Here is a 22,324-nt window from a genome sequence, read left to right as displayed (position 1 = left end):
CCTTTGAATAAGAAAAGGGAGGGAGTAGTGCGTTTTCAAAAAAGGATTAGAAAATGATGAAGTGGAAAAACACATTATCCGTTGCACCATTGTTAGTGGCTGGAACGCTGTTTCCCCAGGATGCGCAGGCGAGCTTTTCTCCTGAGTTCATCGGTTATGTAAACCTTGGTTACATTTACACCGATAGCGACGAGCGTAACAATGGTTCGGGTCGAGTGATTGAACCGGTTGCTACAGAAGGTGGATTTGGCCATTTTCGTACCGGTAATGAATTCAATTGGTATGAAATTGGACTGCGCGACCAAATTTATGATGATGGTGTAACCCAAGTCGAAGCAGGTTGGTTGTTAGGTAACAATACCGAAGATTGGAGCACGATTGCCACACAGGCACTGTATGTTGCTGCTACGGGTATGTTTGATTCGATGCCTGAGGCAAGGTTGTGGGCCGGTCGCCGAGTTGATATCAAAAATGAACTGTACCAGATGGATCTGAAACTTTGGTACAACCATTTTTACAGTATTGGCATCGACGACTTACCACTGGGAGATTACACCCTAGATGTGGCTTGGGCTTTCCCAGATGGTATTTGGTCTCAGCCTAAGCAAGATGGTGGCGATGTTAAGATCTCACCCTTCTTAATAGATATTCGTGCTAAGCAAGTAAAATTGGCAAGCTTTCTGCCAGAACTCACTTTTGGTCTTAATTACATTTTTTCTCATCAAAATGATGTCTCTCCTGCAGATTATGAGGTGGCGGATTCCGGCCTATTGCTAAGTCTTGTGAACACTCACTACTGGTCGCATGGTGAAAATCAGTTTCTGTTGCAATTTGGTACAGATGCACTCGCTTCCGCCATGAAGGATGGTTGGGGAGCGGTAGCTGAACCCCACTACTTTGGCCTTGAACACAAAGGAACGAGTATTTCAGCTTTTTATCAAGGGGTAACTTGGTTTAATGATAAGGCTCGTTTGGAATGGTCTTTAGGGTTTGAAGATCTCAAACTGGACAACCAATACGGCAAGCAGTGGGGAGCAATTGCCTTACAGCCACACTATGCCTGGACTGACGTTCACAGTACTTTATTTCAGTTTGGTTATGACCAAGCACAAGCGCAAGCTTTTGACCGTACCAATGGAACATTTAAGGCCACCATTGCTCAGCAAATGCAGCCTGAAGTGGGAGTGTGGTCACGGCCCATTTTTCGAGTGGCAGCAAGTTATGTAGAACAAAGCCATCAATGGACAGATGTTGATTGGAATTATGGTAATCCGATTCCTCCCCAAGCGCTTATCGGTGGAAAGACCGACGAGATTGTTTTTGGTTTCACCATGGAAGCATGGTGGTAAACAAGGCACTACCAAGCCTCAAAGCGGCTGCAAGCATAGCCGCTTTTGCAGAGTTAGAGTTAAGGTAAAAATATGAAAAGCACCGAACAGAAAAAGCCCGCTTCGCCGCGTTTGAGCTTGCTAGGTAAAAGCTTACGCATCGCCATGCTATCCTTGTCGACCGCCTTGGTCATTGGTTGTGGTGGTGGCATTGTAGAAGATGCTGAGACACTCCCAGAAATAAGTGACATTGCGCCACAAAATCTCAACGCTGATCTTGCTAGTATTGGTGATGAAGTCGCCATGGTGAGACGTTCTTTGGGTTTAATTAACCTATCAGGGAACCCCGAAGAATTTGCTGGCAAGACCGAACGGATTGCACGTACAGGCGAAGGGGAAAAGTTTGTTGAGTATGTGTTTCCCGGTAGTTTGAGAACGCTTGAACTTAGCATGCTGTATAACTACGGTGTTGATGCTAAGCCGTTTCGTGTAGAGATATCTAAAGATGGATTGAACTACCAGCAAGTCACGTATTTCATGACTGAAGTTGGCCCCGGAGGTCCAGGTTATTGGGTTACTGAATACCATGGCAACATGGTGATTACTGATAGTGGTTATGACCACCTGAGAATTATCTTGCCTGATTTTTCCTATCAGGATAATGAGGGGAATACCTACTATGACCGTCCCCAGTTAGGTGAGATTAAGTATGCTTACGACAGTGACCCCACGCTCAAAAATGATAACGTTATGGGCAAACCTCAATATGTTGCTGGTGGCCAAGGAGAGCTTGTAGTCCCGGCGGAAATAGGTGGCGCAACCCATAATAATTTTGAGCATTACATCACTCGTGGTAATGATAGTGCTGAAGCGCGCGCTGACACAGTGCAGGATGAATATAGCAGTAGCAAGTTGTTTGAAGGCGCAGAAGAATTTCGTTTTGTCTCATTCAATGTACCAGAATTATTGATTAAAGAGTCTCCCTATTGGCAGCGCACAACAGAGTTTGAAATAGCAGATGCACTTAAGTCGATCTCTGATATGGGAGGCAAAGTAGCTAGAACCTATGTACTGTCGATTGAGAATGGCAATAGCGATGGTCCCTACCACATAAGTTTCGATGACAAGGGGGAGCTACAGTTTAATGAAGAGTTGTTCACCGACATTGATAAGGCTTTAGATTTAGCTAACCAGCACGGTGTTCGCCTAATTATTCCTTTTATCGACTATTGGGATTGGTGGGGAGGCATTGAACAGCTAGCTAATAATAGAGGGTTAAAGAAACAGGATTTCTTTGGTTCTAGCCTTCTCAAAAAAGACTACAAGACCATTGTGAGCTACGTACTAAACCGAGTAAATACGGTGTCGGGGGTTGCCTACAAAGATGATCCTGCAATATTTGCTTGGGAAACAGGTAACGAGTTATATGAAGTGCCCGATAATTGGACCACTGAAATGGCCGCTTACATTAAGTCTATTGATACTAAGCACCTGCTCATTGACGGCCAATACGGTATGCTCTCAATCAAGTCGGCGATGGATCCAAATATTGACTTGCTCACTAACCACTATTACAACCTTGATGGCTCTAATGGGGACAACTACGCGCAACGTTTCGCTCGTGATTGGAACAAAGTTAAGGGCACTAAGCCCTTGTTTGTCGGTGAAGTAGGGATTGCCAGCATCGACACTCTCAGCGAAGTGGTTGAAGAAGTTGTTGATAGCGGGGCAAGCGGTATTATGTTGTGGAGCCTACGTCAGCAGAGTGCAGACGGTGGTTATTTAGACCACGCTGAGGCTGAGCCATATCGCGCTTACCACTGGCCTGGCTTCGCAGATAACAGCGCTTATGACGAAATAGATGTGATCGATTTAGTATGGCAAAACGCTTATCTTATCGACGGATTGACTTACCCTGGTGTCTTGCCCTATCTCGAGCAAACGCCAAGCATGTTACCGATTAGCAGCATTGAAGACATTCGTTGGCAGGGTGTTACTAGTGCCCAGTACTACAATATTGAGCGCTGTGACTCGAACAGTCAGTGTGAGATTGTGGCCGAGCAAGTGGTGACCGGCTCAACCGATGAAAGCAACTATGTCATGAAGGATGGTTATCCTTACCAAATCTTGTTCCAAGATTACGACGTAGAGCTTGCTCAGAGCTACGACTATCGGGTACAAGCCTGTACCGCTGAACAGTGTACCGATTTCTCAGAATTTGAGTCAATTTATGTCGATAGCTTGCCCACTCCACCTGAAATAGTTGAAGAAGACACTTTTGTTAACTTTGATGGCGTTCATAGTTATGACAGCGATAACTTAGCGATTGATAGTGGTTCTCCAGAAGACTTCTTTGGTGATGAAACACGGATTAAACGTTACGGAGATTTTGCCTCTCACTTAGCCTTCAATTACGAGACCGCGATACAATCATTCGAGTTAGTCAGTTATTTTGACGCCGATTCAGTGGGTACTGAGTTCGTGTTTGTGGCTGCAGAGTCAGAAGGGGCTAGCGAAGTAGTTCTAAGCCCAAGTATCACAGTATCGGATGAGACGAGTCCGAACAACTACAAAAAAGTGACCTACAGCGTTGACCTTACCAACCTGGATGCAGCACAAGTCGGCATGTTTAACGATAGCAACACTAATTACTCTTATTTAAAAGTCACTTTCCCAGAAGTTGGCGACGGTAAGCCCTGGGCACCACAGGTAGGCAGTCTAAAAACCGTTCGCCAAGGGGATAGTGGTGAGGACGAGCAACCCACCGACCCAGTCGAACCAGAAGAACCCACTGATCCGGTAGACCCAGAAGAGCCAGTCGAGCTAGAGGTATTGCTGACTGATGATTTTGCAGCAGCCCCAAGGGCTGACACTGAACCCTATAGTTACGTTGATGACTGGAATTTTCAGCTAGAGGGTCCCAATGCCGATCGCTTCTTCGGCGACAGCAGCACCGTGCGTCGAGTGGGTAACGCTACCGATTGGAATGATGGTGATACTTACTTTATCTCCCATGCATCCAAAATCTCTTACGAGTTTGTCCAATACATTGATGGCTTTGAACTGGTCACATACTACAACGAGGGTACCGAGAGCAATCTGATAAGCTTTGAAGGGCAAACCCAAGATGGCAGCTGGGAGAGTATCGCAGTAAATCAAACTGTTTCTAGCGAAAGCCCTGTGGAAGGTAGCTACAAAAAGGTCACCTATAGCCTATCGAGTATTAACGAAGACTATAGGGGCATTGCCTTTGCTTTACCATTATATGACGGCAAACAATGGGATCAGGTGCTAGGCAGTTTCATTGTCTATGCTAAAGAAGGTTCTGAAATCCCAGTAGACCCGGTAGAACCAGAAGAACCAACTGACCCGGTAGACCCGGTAGACCCGGTAGACCCGGTGGATCCAGTGGACCCGGTGGACCCGGTGGACCCGGTAGATCCAGTAGACCCGGTGGACCCGGTGGACCCGGTGGACCCGGTTGATCCAGTAGACCCGGTGGACCCGGTTGATCCGGTGGACCCAGTTGATCCAGTAGACCCGGTGGACCCGGTGGACCCAGTTGATCCAGTAGACCCGGTTGATCCAGTAGACCCGGTGGACCCGGTAGACCCGGTAGACCCGGTAGACCCGGTAGACCCGGTAGATCCAGTAGACCCGGTGGACCCGGTTGATCCAGTAGACCCGGTGGACCCAGTGGACCCAGTGGACCCGGTTGATCCAGTAGACCCGGTGGACCCGGTTGTGCTTTTAAGTGACGATTTTGCGATCGTACCGCAATCTGACGCAGCACCCTACAGTTACGTTGATGATTGGAATTTTCAGCTAGAAGGCCCCAATGCGGATCGTTTTTACGGCGACAGCAGTACACTGCGTAGAGTAGGTAATGCCACAGACTGGGGAGACGGAGATACCTACTTTATTGCTCATGCTTCTAAGTTGTCCTATTCATTTGAACAGTATATTGATTCATTTGAGTTAGTCAGCTATTACACCGATGGCACCGAAGCTAACTTGATCACTTTCGAAGGTCAGCTCGATGACGGCACATGGGTAGCTCTAGATGTCATTCAAGGCATTTCTAGTGATACTCCGGCAGAAGGTAACTATAAGAAAGTGATATATAGTGTCTCTGACCTAGTAGGTGACTATAAGGGACTTGCTTTAACTCTACCTCTTTACGATGGTAAGCAATGGGACCAAGTGTTAGGTAACTTGCAAGTGTTTGCAAAAGCTGAGCCCTAGTCGAGTGTTCGTGGTCAGTGCTGTTTTATACAAGGAGCACTGACCGAAAGTTCTCACTTTCCTGTCTGGAGCTGGTTCGTCCTTGTCTAGGTCAAACTAAAATCTAAAACCAAACCGAATTTTCCACACCTAGTGTAGTTAATATAGGTTAATAAACGTAACGTTACGAAATGGTTAGAGCAACCTTAAAAACTATATCTGAATACACAGGACTGTCCTTATCGACTGTTTCAAGGGCAATGAAGGATCAAAGCTCCATAAAAGCAGAAACCAAGTCAACAGTTAGGCAAGCCGCTGCTGAAATGGGCTATCGGCCCAATGCTTCTGGAGTAGGTCTGAGAACGGGCAAAAACTTCAATCTGTGTGCGGTGCTGCCAGTAACAAAAACTGGCGATATTATTGGTGATGTAGGTAGTTTAAGTCTCATCGAAGGATTTGCTGCAGCCCTAAAAAACTCTCCTTATGAGCTAAGTGTGCTGCCCGCTAGTAATGCTGAAGAAGCACTTGAGCAAGTTAAGCTAGCGGTTGAAAATAAACTTTGCGATGGCCTAATCATTAACCTCACTCAGCCTCAAGATCAACGTGTGAAATACCTGCAACAGCAACAGGTTCCTTTTGTGACTTTTGGTCAAACCGAGATGGGTATTGAGCATCCCTTTGTTGATATTGATTGCCTAGAGGCCTGCTACCAAGCAGCGCTTCGCTTAATTGCAAAGGGTCGTAAGGAGATCCGCTTACTGAGTGCTCCGGCCGAATACACTTTCGCGTGGCACCAATACTTTGGTGTGCGACGGGCTGCTATGGAACACGGCCTGTCATTCACTCGGTGCAGCAATGTGATTTATGAACGGAGCAATATTGAACTGCGCTCCTTGGGCCGCGAATTAGTGAATGCGGCCACGCCGGTGGATGGAATCATCTGTAGTTCGGAAATTAATGCAGCAGGGGTGTTATCAGGGATTAAAGATAGTGGTAAGCAGGTTGGCCATGACGTGGACTTACTGGTCTTAGAAACCAGTGACTTTGCAGAGTATTTTTCTCCACCTATTTCAGGGTTCCGCCAGGACTTGCACTTGATTGGTCGAAGGTTGGTTGAAGTATTGATTCTCAGGATCAAAGGAGAGGCCATGTCCAAGTTGCAATGCATTGAGAAAGCTAAATTTTTTGATCGAGGTCGTTAGTCTGCGCTGGCGCAGTTGTACGCCGTTATTCGCACTTAAAGATGGTGCTAGCTCCGTCGTGGAGCTTTGAAGTCGCAATTTGAGGAGAAATAGATGTCTATAGTTGTTCGAACCATTATGGGCTTCACATTGATGTTCGTTCTACTAATAGTAGTAGTAGTCTGCAACCATTTTACCAGCAACTTGATGTATCAACGCATCACCAACATAGTAGAAAATGCTTCTCCTAAGCTGGTGTCGGCCTATCGCTTAGAGTCGATGGTGCAAAGGGCGCAGACAGATGTGTTTGCTTTTTTGATGAACCATGACCGTGAGCAATTACTAGACATGTCTGAGAGCTTTACTGATAAGCGAATACTTTTTACTAACCTGATGGCAGAGCTTTCTTCTTATCATATGGAGACCGAAGATAGCCTGCTGTTGAATCAAGTTTCACATAGTATTGGCATGTATTTGAATAAGGCTGAGAAGACCATGTTGGCGCAGCAGCAGTTGGTAGAATTGAGCCTGCGGAAACAGGCTCTGATGCACCAGTTTATTTCACTAGAAGATCGGTATTCTCGAGCTGCCCAGCTACTATTAAAAGTTGCTCAACGCAGCCGTTCTTTACATAACCGAGCAGAATTAGTAACTAGCGGGCTTAATCGGGACTTAAAAAACCTACGGCGAATTGATGACCATGCAGACATCAGCCAACTGCAGCACACCCTTGAGAATGACATTCGAATAGCTCTGCAACACTTGCAGGCTATGGATATTGCTCATGATGTGAAACAGCGCTTCGTTAACACTATCATTCAACTCAAGCAAATGACCTTATCGGATACTGGACTACTCAATATGTTGGTTAAGGAGATTAGACTGGAGGCTAAATTGATGCAATCTAGCGAAGACTCGAAGCAAGCTGCATTGTTAGTTCAAGCAGAGCTTGAGCAACTCATTGGTTCAACGATTGCTTCAGCCAGCCAAAGTCAAGATGCTGCAGATCAAGCTCTAAACTTTGGCAATCGCATTAGCTTACTACTAGCCTTGATTGCCGCTTTGGTAGGCTTAGTCATTGCCAGCTTAGTGTTCAATGGAATTCGAAAACCACTGTCACGATTAAGGCCTGTATTAAGCAAATTGGCTCAAGGTGACCTTACGGTTAGAACGCATTATCAAGCTAAGGATGAGTTTGCCAGTATTGCGCAATCTATTGATGGTTTAGCAGATCAATTGGCTCATTTGCTAGGAGGGATCAGCAAAGCTTCAGGTGATTTGGTGCTTGAGTCAAATAGTGCTGCGTTGGTGAGTGAGCAAACCAAGCAGCAAGTGGAAAAGCAGCGCCAGCAAACCGAAATAATAGCTACGGCAGTTACTCAGTTGGAAGGTAATGCTGATGATGTACGCCGATTTAGTGATCAATCACTAAATAACATCGTCAGCGCTTGCGAGGATCTGCTTAGTGGTAAGCAAGTGATGGCTCATAATTGTGGTTCAATGGAGGAGTTATCTCTGTCTATTAGTGATGCCGCAGCCTTCTCGAAGCAACTCAGCGATACGACTGGCGAGATCCGTAAAGTGGTCGACATTATTCAGGGAATTGCAGAGCAAACTAACTTACTGGCCTTGAATGCCGCTATCGAAGCCGCTCGCGCGGGTGACTCGGGGCGGGGTTTTGCCGTGGTTGCCGAGCAAGTTAGGGAGCTGGCCAACCGCTCTCAAGATTCCACATTGGTGATACAAAAAATGATAGCAGAGCTAGTCCAATGCTCCGATCAGATCTTAAGAGCCATGCAGGCGAGTGAGGATCAGACCGATGCTAACCTTAACCAGACTAAAGGTGCCCAACTGATGTTGCAGAAGGTATCAGAGAAAGTGCTCTCAGTTTCGGAGTTATCTAAAACCATTAATAGCGCCGCTCATCAACAAATTGAAGTGTGCACCAGTCTCGCTTTAAACGCAAAGCTGATCGGCGATAGTTCTCGCTCCACTGAGCAAGGAGCACTGCAATCAGCAAATAGCAGTATTTCTCTGGCGACCTTAGCCAACCAACAACAGGGTTTAGTAGAGAAGTTTGTAGTCTAGGAGGACACATGAAATTGTTTTTATCGCTCATTATACTGATGCTTAGCATATCCTCCCATGCCAATCAGAGATTGGTTATCGATACCTGGGGAGACGAACTTAGGCTCTGGCAACAGAAAATTATTCCTGCTTTTCAACGCCATCATCCTGAGATTGAGCTAGTCATCAAGCAAATGGATAGTTGGAATTATGTGCCCACCCAGAACCAACGCTTCGCCAACCAAGAAGCCGGAGATTTGGTGATGTGCAAGCCCTTTGACCCTTCATTGAATTGGTTTAAGGCTGGGTACTTAGAAGACATTACTGATTTAGCGGGCATGGAGAATTTTCCCAGCTTTGCTCAGGCGGCTTGGCAAACTGACTCCGGTGCCAGTAGCTTTTGTTTGCCTCTGGGCTCGGTCATGCACGGTTTCTTTTATAACAAGCGTGCCTTTGCCGAGCTGGGCTTAGTTGAGCCAGAGTCCGAAGCGGAATTCTTTAATATCCTGGAACGGATCAAAAGCCATGGCAAATACCTGCCTTTGGCATTTGGCTCAAAGGATGCCTGGGCAGTATCTGAAGTAGCGCTGCAAAACATTGGCCCCAATTATTGGCAGGGTGAAGATGGCCGCTTTCGTTTGCTAGAGGGTAAAGAGGCGGTTGATAGCCCGGCATATAAACAGGCATTAGCTAGTATTCAAGCTTGGGGCAGCTATATGGGGGAGGGCCATGAAGCCCGTTCCTATGGTGATGCCTGGGCGCTTTTTAACAGTGGCAAAGCGGTCATTGCGCCAGGGGGCTCTTGGGAAATAGCCAATCTGTCGGCTGACTTAGAATTGGCTGTGTTTAAGCCGCCAGTGCCTGAGGGGCAACAGCAATGCTATGTGTCTGACCATACCGACAAAGGGATTGCGATTAACAGTGCTAGCCCGAATAAACAGGCGGCCTACAAACTGTTGCAGTGGATGACAAGCGCCGAGTTTGCTCAACTTTTTACCGAGTCGGAGCCTGGTTTTTTCTCGCTATCCAATCATTTCTTCGAGCTAAGTAATCCGCTTGCCAGAACCATGCAAGGCTGGCGTTTTAAGTGTGATGTCACTATTCGCAATTTTAGCCAATTGTTGTCTCGAGGCGAGCCTAACTTTCAGGCCCAAATGAGCGAGGTCAGTCAGGCGGTGATACAACAGCGGCTGTCACCAGAACTGGCGGTAGCCCAGTTACAACAAAGTTTAAATCAGTGGTATTTACCTCAGCAACAATTGTTTGAGCAGCATAAACTAGAGCAGCAACACTGCACTCATCCTCTGGTGATCAATAAGCTTGAAGAGTAGTAGTATTAGGTGCTGGCGGCAGCCTGCTCCGGTTATCTAAAGTAATAAAGCCCCGCAAGCGGGGCTTTATATTGGACTTAATCTTGATCGTCGTAAGAGAACCAGTTCATGTTCCATCCACTTGTTAGCGCTTTTATCCCTAGGCTGTGCGTGCCTGCGCTAAGGTAAACAGTGGCATATGCGGTGGTCCAATTGGACATGCTACCGGTGGGAGGAATGACCACTGTGGCTAGCGACTCTCCACCTCCAGCATGCTCTAAGCGTAGGCTGGCGCCGTTGCTGCTGGCTACCCTAAAGGCAAATACATAGTTGCCTGATTTTTTCACGCTAATATTATTGAAACTTAACCAATCATAGGCGTCGATAGATGTTGCCATTTGAGCTCCGCCATTATCACTGGAGCTGGCCAGCACAATACCGCTTTGATTGCTGTAATGCTGTGCTTGTATATAGGTCTTATTAATTTGAGGCGAATTGGGGAACTGATAACCCAACCAGCCGGGCATTTCTTCCAGCGTGAGTACCCGGTCTGATTGATATACGGTGTTTAATTTGGTTGAACTATTATGGGCAAAGGTCAACTCGGACCAAGGCATGAAAAAGGTCCAAAGTGGCTGCTGTGCCAATAGCGTTGGCATGGGGATGTCATCACACTCGCTGATAGCCATGGGTTTGCCAGCGGCTTTTTGGCTCATCGCTTGATATTTTTGAGTGGTATAACCCTGTCCGTCGCTCCAGTACATATCCAAAGTTAGTACGTCCCAATAGTCATTGCCGGGATCGTAGTCATTGAGATCCTGGGCTAGAGATTGAAAATCTTGTAGATTCCACAACCAGACAATGTTGGTTAAGCCTTTTTCATAGAGTAGGTAGTCGTGGGTGATTTGATAGAGTCGTGCAGAACCCTCTGCGCCGGGTCTTCCGCCCCACCAGAACAATGATTGATTCATTTCGTGAAGCGGGCGAAATAATACCTCTACCCCAGCGTCTTTCATCTGTTGTAAATAGACCGCAATTTCATCCATCATCGCTTTCCAGCGTAGGTTCAAATTACTGCCGTCGGTGATTAAGTTGTTCCATTCCTGATCGCTCATTTGGCTTAACACGCCTTGCTCATCCCATTCGCAGGGACTTTGCTTAGCAGGGTTGCAGGCATGCCACATTAAATGAATCATGGCACCGTTGTTCCACTCGGTAATGACCTGATTGGTAATGGTTTGGCGATAGGTGACCTCTTGAGGTTCAAATTGAAAGTCAGTGCTGTATAAGCTCGGCCATTTTCCAGTAACCTGCTGTAATTGGCTACTGTAGAGGTTGGGATTGGAGTTTGGCTGGCGGTTGTGCATTGCGCCCAAAGTGTGCTTGCCTTGGATGGAGTATAGATAATCCAGCGTTTCTAAAGCTTTGACTGGCAAAGCCAACAGCAAGGCTAGGCCTCCAGCCTGAGTGAGTATTAGGTATGAATTGAGCTTGCGCCGCAGTGTAGGAGTTAGGGTTATACGCATTTTATAATCTCTTTTTATGATGTTATTGAGTGTGAGTAACGTGCAGCATCGACTATCTGGTACAGCGCTCTCCAAACCCTAAATCGAAACGTTACGATTTTAGTGTGCAAGGAAGAAGAGGTTACGGCAACAAAATTAATAGATTGGTTATGAAATATGTGATGATGGTTTTTTGAGCAAGAAATCAAATAGATAAACGTTATGGTTAGTTCGAGACAAGTAAACAGTTGTTTCGAAAGGTTCCCGCAGGCTAGTTACTTAGCATAGTCTTGCAAATTATTTTGCATCTTTGGCAGCGTTACTGCGCTTTACTCACTAAATTATTAGTGAGTTTGGCTAAAGGGAGTACTATTATTTGACCTGAAGTTAACAAAAATTCCTAATGGCAGTTTTTAGGGTAGGGCTATCGTGTTATTATTGCTGTCAATAAAGACTCGTAACGTTTCGTAACTAGCTAACAAAAAGAAAACTATGGCAAGAGCAACTCTAAAAACCATCGCCCAGCATACAGGTCTATCGGTGACCACCGTCTCCAGAGCGCTCAAGGATGGAGATGATGTAAAGGCTCCAACCAAAGAAATTGTTAAAGCTGCTGCTAAAGAGCTAGGCTATCGCCCTAATCCTTCTGGAGTTGGTCTAAGAACAGGTATTAACTACAATATCTGTGCAGTACTACCAGTGACTAAGCCGGGGGATATAGTTGGTGATATTGGCTCGCTAGGCTTAATTGAAGGCTTTGCTTCAGCCTTGAAGGAATCCCCTTACCAGCTTACAGTATTGCCAGTTCGGCCAGACGAGCACCCTCTTGAGCCTGTTAAATATGCAGTAGAGAACAATCTCTGCGGCGGTATGATATTTAATATGACCAAAACACAAGATGAACGCGTCAGTTACTTACACGACAACGGCGTCCCCTTTGTAACATTTGGTCAAACCGAAATGAGCATTGAGCATCCTTTTGTCGACATTGATAATACTGATATCGTTTATCGAGCGGCCAGTAAACTATTTGCCAATCAACGTAAGAACATACGATTACTTTGCGCCTCAGAGATTTATACCTTTGTTTGGCATAAGTACTACGGCGCACGCCGAGCGGCAATGGAGTTTGGCGCTGAATTTGAAAAAGAAAAGAATGTGATTTTTGAGTCAGATGAACTCAATTATCGCGAGCTAGGTAAGACGTTAGCGCTTTCTGAAGACAATATTGATGGCGTGATCTGTAGTTCTGAAATCAATGCTGCGGGAGTGATTGCTGGGATCCAAGATGCAGGTAAAGTGGTTGGTAAAGATATTGAAGTGATGCTGATAGAAACCTGCAATTTTCCTAGTTACTTTTCTCCACCAATATCTGGCTTTCGTCAAGATTTTCATAAGATCGGTAGGTTGTTAATAGAAACTCTTGTAAAAAGTATTCATGGTGCCCCTACTTCTCAATTGCAAATTATAGAAAAATGTAGCTTTCATAAAAGGTGAGTGCGGGTGTATCTAGGCTGAATCGGCACTGAATTGATCAACAACGCCGCTATCTCTGTAAGTTCTTGAGCCCATCATTTGGTTCGAAAGAACATTACGATGCATAGTTGAATTAGCGAGATTGCTATTGTAATTACCTGTGGCTTTTACAGCGTGTCCTGTTAAGTGCAAAACCAACTGGGCGAACAATCTAAAAACACGCCTAACTGCTCAATTTTGGGAGCTCTAGACCACCTTTAGTTGAGCGTTGCGATGTAAATATTAGATATTCTAGAACATTGTGGGGTATAAGTTGGGGTATCTTAAATGCGAATTGGATAAATTTGCCATATTATCAGTTGCTTATATTGTGGTGGGCGGCATGATGTAAGCCAGCCGTGTATCTTTAAGTCTCGCTAAAGCGATGACTTAATACCACGCTAGACACCAGTCTACATAGTAAGGGATGCTTAGTTGTAAACAACGGCATCCCTTTTTTAGTTCTAGCTTTTGCTAGTGACAGGCGAACATTGGCTAAAACATCAGAGCAGCTTTGCCGACTATCTCACCATTGGTTTCCCAGCTATATTATCCGCTTAACATATCCAGCCTTTGCCTCTTTGAACGTTTTCAGCTCTCTATGTGCCAATTGCTTTCTAGGGGCGCATAATGAGATTGGTTTAAATATGTGTTGTTCTTGCTCACCCTAAGCAGTGTTATTCAGCACTATAACAATGCCTGTCACTAGGCTGTTATCCCATTTTATTGATACAATTTAGTTTAAATATTACCCAGTAAGCATCTGTTTTTATTATTTAAATTTGTGATTCAAAGCAGGGCGGCTTGTACTATACTTTCGCCAATAAGCATCGCGATAAAGGAAACAAAACACTGTGAAGTTTGAAGATTGGTCGTTAAGCAAAAAACTAAGTTTAAACTTTCTTCTTTATTTCATTAGTTTCTGCTTGTTTATGGGCGCTTCTCTGAGTGGCTTTAATTTTATTAAGAATCAATTTGATGAGGTTGCCAAAGACTCGGTGCCCGACATTGTGGCGATCCTCGAATTAAAATCTGTTTCTAAGCGCTTATTTGCAGAGATTCAAGGCTTTATTGCGACCGGCGATATGGACGAAGCTGAAGAGTTTCATGAGTCAGTCGAGCTCTTCGATGTATGGCTGGAACGTTGGGATATTCACGCTCAAGACAGCGCCGAGCGCGGTTTAAAACGCGAAATGCTTGAGCATAAGCAAACCTTTGAAAATTACGCAAACAACATTTTTAAGCTGGCTGCCGAACAACAGCAGCTTATCGAGCGCTTTGAACAATTACACGATAACCAAGCTGAAGGGCTTTGGGGACCTAGTGTCGATAATCAGCTCAACTATTTCTTTCGTCTCACTTATCTAACAATACTTAGCAGTAGCGAAGAAGAAGACCATGATGATGATGAGAGCACTCCGCAGAGCGACCATGAAGAGGATATTGATGAACAGGGCATTGATGGCGAAGAACGCCTAGAAGAAGCCTCGGAAGCGCTGATAGCAATAGCTGCTGAGCTAGAAAACGCCACTGATGCTGAGCGGGTGCGAGAGATTGTAGATGTAGCCTCGCTGCTTATTCAAATTAATGAAGAGATTAGTGAATATTTGGAGTTGGTAGAAGACTATGAAGAGCAAATTCTCGACACCTTAGATCTCGCTGTTGAGCTTCAAAACAGCGAAGTAGAACAGGCCTTCTTGTCAGTGAACAAGTCTGTAAAAACTTTTGTGGTCTTTATTTCCTTTATGGGCTTCATAGGCTTGGCACTAAGCTTTTACGTTTATAAGCAAATCCGACAATCCGTTTCCAACCGTTTAGCAGGCTTGGTTTACTCGACGCAAATAATTGCCAATGGCGATTTAGAGCATGAGACCAAAATTTACGGCAGTGATGAGTTTGGCCAGCTAAGTAATAACTTTAACCAAATGACTAGTACTCTGCGCCAAACCACGGTGTCTAAAGATTATGTTGATAACCTTTTAGCGAGTATGACCGAAAGCTTGATTGTGGCGTCATCAGCCGGGGTGATTGAAGTGGTTAACGATGAGGCCCTAGCGGCCTCTAATTACCGACGCGAAGAATTGATTGGCCAGCACTTGTCGTTATTGTTGCCAAACATTGACGAGTTATTCGAGCGTACTGCCAATAGTAGCAATAAAAAATATCGAACAGAGTGCTCTTATGTGGCCAAGTCCGGCGCTTTGTTGCCGGTAATGCTTTCAAGCTCACAGCTACTTAATGCTAGCGGAGAAGCGAGCGGTATTATCTGTGTAGCTTCCGATATTCAACAGCTAAAACACGCGCAAACAGAACTTGAGCAATCCAATGCTGAGCTTAAAACTACCCAATCCCAACTTATTCAAACCAGTAAGCTGGCGTCAATTGGTGAACTGTCGGCAGGTGTCGCCCACGAGCTCAACCAACCTCTGATGATAATTAGAAATGGTGGACAATTGCTTGAGCGTAGAATTAACAAAGGGACGCTCGATGATGAAAAGCTGCACAAGTTCGTAGGCTCAGTGCTGAGTAATTCAAAACGAATGATGAAAATAATCGACCACTTAAGAACCTTCTCGCGCCACTCTTCTACAGAGTTTATTGAAGTGGATGTTAACAGTGTAGTGAACAACAGTATTTTGATGGTGGGCGAGCAGCTTAAACTGCGTGGTATTAGTATTACAGTGCAACTCTCAGATACAGCGCTTTGGGTTAAGGGGGATGCTAATCAACTTGAGCAAGTGCTGCTTAATTTGATTAGTAATGCGCGCGATGCGATGAACACCAGCAGCAGTGACAATAAACTATTAACTCTGGCTACTCGCTTAACAGAAGATGAGCAAGGGGTAGAAATTGAAGTCAGCGATAATGGTGACGGTATTCCTGTTGATGTGCAATCTAGGATGTTTGACCCGTTTTATACAACCAAGGAAGAAGGCAAAGGTACTGGCCTAGGTTTATCAATCTCTTACGGTATTGTTAGCGACCACAAGGGCAGTATTAAGGTGCTTAGTGATAGTGACAGCGGAACGAGAATGTATGTGTGTCTACCTCTGGTTAAAACAAGCAGCTTGCAAGGCTAAACCTCGAGAATATAAATATGACTGAAAAAATATTACTCGTCGATGACGAGCCAGAAATTAGAGAAATATTAGCCGAGCTTCTTGAAGATGAAGGCTATACAGTTGTGCAAGCTGAAAATGGCGAAGCGGCGTTTGAGTCTTTTATGAGTCAAGAAGTCGATTTAGTGATCACCGATGTGCGCATGCCGACAATGACCGGTGTTGAGCTGCTCAAAGCCATAAAACAAACCGATAGTGAAGTAGATACAATTATTCTTACCGGACAAAGTGATGAACTCACCGCTATTGACTGTTTAAGAGCCGGCGCTTACGACTATCTACTTAAACCGGTAGAAGATTTAGATGTGATGCTTAACTCTGTGAATCGAGCCATCGAAAAGCGTTCGCTGCGTATAAAGAACCTAGAGTTAATGGATCAGTTGGAGGAGCTTGCAGTGCGAGACCCTCTTACAGGCCTTTATAACATGCGCCCCTTCTATCAATTTGTTGACGCCGAAATTAGCAGTGCGCAAGAACATAGCCACCATCTTGGCGTGTTGTTTTTGGATATTGACTACTTTAAGAAGATTAACGATAACTTTGGCCATCAGTTTGGCGATCACTTACTACGTTGGTTTGCTGAGCTGCTTAAAGCTGAACAAACCGAAACCACCAATATTTTTCGTTATGGCGGTGAAGAGTTTGTGATGGTATTGCCAGAAACCAACACCGAAAAAACCATTGAAATAGGTAAGCGCTTACTGGAAGTGGTGCGGCAGCAAGAGTTTACTCACGATGGTGTTTCTACCAACATTACCGTAAGTATTGGCGGCGCTGTTTATCCGGTAGATTCTATAAACCAAACCGACTTAATCAGACTAGCAGATCAGGCTCTGTACAAAGCGAAAGAGTCTGGCCGAGATTGCTTCATTATGACAAGTAGCGAGAGCATTATTAAGTAGTGAGCAAACCGCTTTTTCTTGAGGTTTTGATTGAGTATTATCAAGGCTTATTTAGCTGTGGGCTTAGCCTATATTGCAGGTTACCTGAACTAGTTTTCAATTAAATCAAACCATTACAGCTTGCTACTTGAGAGTTATCTGTACCTCTTATTAATGCTTTGCTACATACTAATTGCTAAAGCGGAAAACAGATTTAATAGGCTATTTTTAATATAGTAAATATTCAGTTACCGTTTGCTATCGCCTGAAAAATCGACATACTAGCTTTCAAATTATCTTCTTTGTTTGATATCTAATAAGCTAGTTTGAGCGCACCATAAAACGCTAGCATTATTAAGCTTAGGAAGAGCTTGGCTTGTTGCCTTGAGCCGAATAAGAAAAAGAGGGAATGAATAATGATATGGAAGTTGCTGCCTTTACTTGCAGTGTTGAGCTTAGCGGCCTGTTCGACTAGCCCAGTACCGCCAAGCCAAGCCGTTGAAGATGCTTGGACAAGCAAGCAGATGGAAGATCGACGCTGGCGTGACAAGGATGAACTCGAGCGTGATTACATTAAGCTGGCCAGTGAGTCTAAAATTCCTGTTCAAGATGCCTTAGTGAAAGTGGTCGGTACCTCAACTGATGACGCGATTCGTAGCCTCGCCACCAAAATTCACCTTATCGAACAGGCTGAACACAGCATCGACCTTACCTATTACATTTTTACCCCAGACTTAACTGGCGATGCGATCTTAGGAGCGCTGTGCCAAGCGGTTAAACGAGGTGTAGATGTACGAATAATGGTAGATAGTTTAGGCTCGCTAAGTATGGAACACGGCGATCTAAAAGGCTTAATAGAGTGTGCTAAGCAAGCCGGGTTTGTGAAAACCCGCGCTGGTGAAATAAGTACCCAACAAGCGCGAGTTCAAGCCGTTGTCTTTAATGCCCTAACTGCTGCTGGAGGTAAAGCGAATAATCGTTCTCACGATAAGCTGCTGGTTATTGATGGCGCGATACCGGAAAAAGCTTGGGTGATGACCGGTGGCCGCAACGTGTCTTTGCATTATTACGGCTTAGATGAAGACGGAGAGCGAGACTTACACGCTTTCCGCGACTTAGAGATTTTAGTTCGGCCAATGGCCGATGCCGATATTCACAGCTCGCCAGGGCAACTCACCGAGTATTACTTCTCGGTATTGTTTTCCAAACCAGGCAATAAAAAGCTTTCAACTATATTCCCATACACTGAACGCATGCAGCGCTCTCTTGATGAATTAGCGAGGCTTAAAGCCACGCCTGAGTTTACTGAGCGTTATCAGAATATTGAAGAGTATTTAACCGAAGGCTTTATAGAAACCCAGACCCGTTTCGCCCATGAGCTAGATAACCTTAACGCCGATTCTTCCGAAGTAGTGTCAAATTACAGTGCGAACAAATTGGCTAACGTAAATTCAATTAGCGGCCTTTTAGCCAGAATGACGATTGAAGAAAAAGGCATTAAGAAAGTACGCATTGTATCTCCTTACTTATTTCTGCAGTCTGATTTGCTTAAAGATGAAGGTAAAATCGAGCGTGAGCTAAATGTTGCCGAGATGTGGTTGGCGGAAAATCCAGGTTCTACCATTGAAGTATTAACTAACTCGGTGCTGAGCAGCGATAACTTCTTTACTCAAGCGGTTATTGATATGAGCACAGTACCCACAGTGCTCATGAGTGACGAAATACGTGAGCAGTGGTTAGATGAAGACCTCTCTAAAAACGAAGAGAACCCAGAGTTCTTAAATTCCGAGGCTTGGCAAAAGCTGATTAATCATCCGCGAATTACCTTCTATCAATTAGGAGGGCCAGATGCAGATGAGCTAGGTGGTAGCAAACACTACGGCAAACTGCACGCTAAGTTTATGTTATTTGACGACGGCGCTTTTGTTGGCACAACCAATTTTGATTATCGCTCATTGCTGTATAACAACGAGGTGGGTTTCTTCTTGAAAAGTGAAGCCTTTGTCGAAGAGCTGGAACGCGAGTTTGAGTTGCTTAAGTCACAGTCGGTTCGTTGGGGAAGTGAAGAGTGGCTGGAAATGCGTCAGCTTATTCGTGAACAGGGCGGCCGCAAGGGACGAACCACGGAAAAGCAACGCAGAATTTTTAAACGTTTGCATGACACCGGACTGATTTACCAGTTTTAGCCTTGGCGTAGAAGAGATAACAAATAATAAGGACTTTGATGTTTTGTATCAGTTCTTTAGTTAGTGCTAGTTATTGCTTGTTGCCCCAATATTTTTGAAATCGAGTTCTGTGCGGGGCATTTGCTGCAAGTTCAATACACCTAAAAAAGGTAAGCTTTTTAGCTTGCCCTTTTTTATTCGCTAAAACTCACGCATACTCAAGATGTAACTGCAACAAATGCGCTATGGTTTAGGATTGAACGATACAGTTAAGCGCAGCTAACCACGTTAAGGAGAACGAGTTATGCGATTTTTGTTAGCATTTAGTTTATTGCTATGTTGCTCATTCAGCTCGGCAGAATTAGCAACACCACAAGACGAACCCATATTAACCATTGCTGGCCTTATTCAGCATGGTAACAACCAAGGTGCAGCAGACTTTGACCTAAAGATGCTACAGGCCTTACCACAACATACTATTGTTACCCGCCACCCTTGGGTTGAAACCCGCCATCACTACAAAGGCCCAAAAGTAGCCGAAGTATTAGCCTTAGCTGGCGCGCAATCGAGTAAACTGACTTTGGTAGCCTTAAATAATTATGAGGTTGAAATAGATTTCTCCGAGATTGAGAAATTTGATCCTATTTTGGCTTGGTCTGATAACGACCGCCCGATGCGGGTGCGTGATAAAGGCCCATTGTGGTTAATGCTACCAATTGATGACCACCCCGAATTACTGCAAATGCCCTATAACGATTTTATGATTTGGCAATTACGCAGCATTATTGTTAAGTGAGCCTAGCTATTGATGAATTGGCTTACCCAGCTTCCGCAAAAATATAAAAAGTTTTTAATTTCCTTAGTGGTATCGCTGTTTGTGGTCAGTGCGATCATCAGTATTTACCAACTAAGGCAAATTATTCAGCTACTTGAATCGCCTAAGTCTTCTACGTCTTGGTCGGTGGTTCAGTTGCAAATGGAGCATCGCCGTTTTATTAATTCGCTGCAGCTGTATCGCCTTGGCGGAGTTAAGCATTCTGATTTAATGCTGCGTTATGACATATTGTGGAGCCGTTTTCCTGTGCTGTTAGAAGGCCAAGAAAATGCGGGCTTTCATAACATCAAGACCGCTAGACAGCTAGTGCGTGAGCTGTTTCAAGAAATACAACGAATTGAGCCTTTACTGCAAGCTCTTCCTCCTAGCCACGAAAAATTTGAACAAGTTATTGAGCGGCTAGACATGTATTCGGCTCCCATCAATACCTTGGTGAATAAAGAGTTTCAGCGGAATAGCGAATTTGATAAGAAAACCGACTTTAGGTTACTGCAATTGCAGCTATTTTTGTCTTTTGCCATTGGTGCGCTGCTAATTAGTGGTTCCATTCTGATTGTGATGATAGTGCGTGAGAATCATATCAATCGCTATCTTGCTAACCACGATGTTCTTACTGGTTTACCTAATCGGGCCGGTTTGCGCGAGTTTATTGCCAGCCTAGAAAATAATCGCCGTGATTACGCCATTATGGTGCTAGACCTTAACGGCTTTAAAAGCATTAACGACAGCTATGGCCACGAATATGGCGACCGCATTTTAAATGTGGTGGCGCAGCGCTTAAATGGGCAAATGCGCCATTGTGATTATGCAGTGCGTTTGGGGGGCGATGAGTTTGCCATTGTGCAAACTAGAGTGCGCTCTAGAGAAGACTGTTCCGGCTTTGCACAGCGTATAATTAACGTGATCGAAAAGCCTATGTCTTTGGAAGACAGAGAGTGCTTTGTGGGCACCAGTATCGGTATTAGCACTGCTTTAGACAGCCAAGACGACTGGCTAAGTATATTAGGCCAAGCTGATACAGCAATGTACCAAGCCAAGCAAGAATCGCGTTGTAGCTCTTGGCAGTTTTTTGAAGGACAGATGCAATTAGCCAAAGAGCGAGAGCAACACTTACTCAGCCAGTTTCGCGACGCCCTAGAAAACCAGCAAATGAGTTTGTTTTACCAGCCAATTTTAGACTTAGCGAATGACAAAGTGATAGGTGCCGAAGTTCAAGCGCGCTGGGAGCATCCGGTTTATGGTTGGGTGGAACAGGCCGAGCTGGTTGATGTTGCCCACGCTTGTGGCTGTGTGGTGGCGCTAGAATCTTGGGTACTACGCGTATCTACCCAGCAACTTAAGCGTTGGCAGCATGGCTTAAATACTAATTTGCAGCTGGCAGTGTCGATTTCTTCTTCCACCTTACATAACGACTTGCTGGTATTGGTGAACAAAGTCTTAATAGAAAGCCGAATATTGCCGCATCGCTTAATCATCAACATTATCGATAGCGACCAACAAATGCTGTTAGATTGTGTGGATGCGATTCGTGAGTTACGCCGTATAGGGGTGAGTTTGTCGCTAGATAACTTTGGTAGTGCAGAGTGCCCCTTGGAATTGCTTAATCATCTGCCAGTACAGTACTTGCGCGGGGCGAAATCGCTAATGTCGGATCTGCTAAATGCCAGCGATAAACAGCCCATGCTGATTGCCACGGTGATGTTTGCTAATCGTTTGGGGGTGAAGTTATTGGTAGACGGCGTAGAGAATCAACAGCATTTAGATCAGCTTAAATACATAACTAAAGAAGTGTTGGTATTGGGAGCGGCTGTTGCAGCTTGGGCGCCAGCCGAAGAATTCTCCCCCTACCTAAGAGCGTTTGCAGATAGCCCTAGCGAGTAAGCTGTTTAAAGTCGGCCAGTAGGCTGTGGATTTGCTCAAGTTTGGCAACCATAACCTTTAGTTGAGTAACAAAGTGCTCGTCGTCTTGGCTTTCCTGCAGTAGCACCAAATCACTGGCTAACTCTTCCACGTAAGGCAAAAACTGACGGTCTTTGGCCTTAAATAAACTGTCTTTAAACAACTCGGTATACTTGGCTTTGCCTTGCTCTTGTTGTTGCTGTATCACCGTGTCGGCATCAATAGCCTTATGGTAGATATCTTTGAGGTTTTCTTGTATTTGCTCAATGAGCTTGGTTTTATCCATGGATGTGGT

At 44.9% G+C, this 22,324-nt stretch carries 13 protein-coding genes; 11 read left to right on the top strand and 2 right to left on the bottom strand.

Going from position 1 to position 22,324, the window contains the following annotated elements; translation table 11 throughout:
* The first annotated feature begins 53 nt into the window (after positions 1 to 53).
* From G6R11_RS18670 to G6R11_RS18650, 5 genes are all read left to right on the top strand, one after another.
* On the top strand, positions 54 to 1,349 hold the full coding sequence (locus G6R11_RS18670) for a carbohydrate porin (RefSeq protein WP_163134572.1): 1,296 nt from the start codon (positions 54 to 56) through the stop codon (positions 1,347 to 1,349).
* A 72-nt stretch (positions 1,350 to 1,421) separates the two neighbouring features.
* A complete protein-coding gene (locus tag G6R11_RS21825; protein ID WP_240352505.1) occupies positions 1,422 to 5,573 on the top strand; it encodes a DUF4573 domain-containing protein in 4,152 nt (1,383 codons plus the stop codon).
* 170 nt (positions 5,574 to 5,743) lie between these two features.
* Positions 5,744 to 6,754, top strand: coding sequence for a LacI family DNA-binding transcriptional regulator (locus tag G6R11_RS18660; protein ID WP_163134571.1), 1,011 nt, complete (start codon positions 5,744 to 5,746; stop codon positions 6,752 to 6,754).
* A gap of 93 nt (positions 6,755 to 6,847) precedes the next feature.
* Positions 6,848 to 8,821, top strand: coding sequence for a methyl-accepting chemotaxis protein (locus G6R11_RS18655; RefSeq protein ID WP_163134570.1), 1,974 nt, complete (start codon positions 6,848 to 6,850; stop codon positions 8,819 to 8,821).
* Positions 8,822 to 8,829: 8 nt separating this feature from the next.
* Positions 8,830 to 10,131 carry an ABC transporter substrate-binding protein gene (locus G6R11_RS18650; RefSeq protein ID WP_163134569.1) on the top strand — a complete coding sequence of 434 codons (1,302 nt, stop codon included), beginning with the start codon at positions 8,830 to 8,832 and terminating at the stop codon, positions 10,129 to 10,131.
* Between the two features lie 77 nt (positions 10,132 to 10,208).
* Here G6R11_RS18650 and G6R11_RS18645 read toward each other — a convergent pair whose 3' ends face one another.
* The gene (locus tag G6R11_RS18645) at positions 10,209 to 11,636 is read right to left on the bottom strand and encodes a glycosyl hydrolase (RefSeq protein ID WP_163134568.1); all 1,428 of its coding nucleotides are present in this window, start codon (positions 11,634 to 11,636) and stop codon (positions 10,209 to 10,211) included.
* Between the two features lie 471 nt (positions 11,637 to 12,107).
* Here G6R11_RS18645 and G6R11_RS18640 point away from each other — a divergent pair, with 471 nt between their 5' ends.
* The 6 genes from G6R11_RS18640 (at position 12,108) to G6R11_RS18615 (ending at position 22,011) form a co-directional block, all read left to right on the top strand.
* Positions 12,108 to 13,112, top strand: a complete 1,005-nt coding sequence (locus G6R11_RS18640; RefSeq protein ID WP_163134567.1) for a LacI family DNA-binding transcriptional regulator — start codon at positions 12,108 to 12,110, stop codon at positions 13,110 to 13,112.
* A gap of 872 nt (positions 13,113 to 13,984) precedes the next feature.
* Positions 13,985 to 16,210 (top strand): ATP-binding protein, encoded by a 2,226-nt coding sequence (locus tag G6R11_RS18635; RefSeq protein ID WP_163134566.1) that lies wholly within the window; start codon positions 13,985 to 13,987, stop codon positions 16,208 to 16,210.
* 17 nt (positions 16,211 to 16,227) lie between these two features.
* Positions 16,228 to 17,151 (top strand): diguanylate cyclase, encoded by a 924-nt coding sequence (locus tag G6R11_RS18630; protein WP_163134565.1) that lies wholly within the window; start codon positions 16,228 to 16,230, stop codon positions 17,149 to 17,151.
* A 395-nt stretch (positions 17,152 to 17,546) separates the two neighbouring features.
* Positions 17,547 to 19,316, top strand: a complete 1,770-nt coding sequence (locus G6R11_RS18625) for a phospholipase D-like domain-containing protein (protein WP_163134564.1) — start codon at positions 17,547 to 17,549, stop codon at positions 19,314 to 19,316.
* Between the two features lie 283 nt (positions 19,317 to 19,599).
* Complete coding sequence (locus G6R11_RS18620) at positions 19,600 to 20,091, top strand: molybdopterin-binding oxidoreductase (RefSeq protein WP_163134563.1); 492 nt, start codon at positions 19,600 to 19,602, stop codon at positions 20,089 to 20,091.
* A 12-nt stretch (positions 20,092 to 20,103) separates the two neighbouring features.
* Positions 20,104 to 22,011: a bifunctional diguanylate cyclase/phosphodiesterase gene (locus G6R11_RS18615; protein ID WP_163134562.1), complete on the top strand. Its 1,908-nt coding sequence runs from the start codon at positions 20,104 to 20,106 to the stop codon at positions 22,009 to 22,011.
* On the opposite strand, the gene priC is transcribed toward G6R11_RS18615, so the two are convergent.
* Complete coding sequence (gene priC, locus G6R11_RS18610) at positions 22,001 to 22,315, bottom strand: primosomal replication protein PriC (protein ID WP_163134561.1); 315 nt, start codon at positions 22,313 to 22,315, stop codon at positions 22,001 to 22,003. The genes G6R11_RS18615 and priC overlap by 11 nt on opposite strands.
* Positions 22,316 to 22,324 lie beyond the last annotated feature (9 nt).

Source organism: Agarivorans sp. Alg241-V36, from assembly GCF_900537085.1.
Classification (GTDB): Bacteria; Pseudomonadota; Gammaproteobacteria; order Enterobacterales; family Celerinatantimonadaceae; genus Agarivorans.
This window is presented reverse-complemented; position numbering and strand designations above follow the sequence as displayed.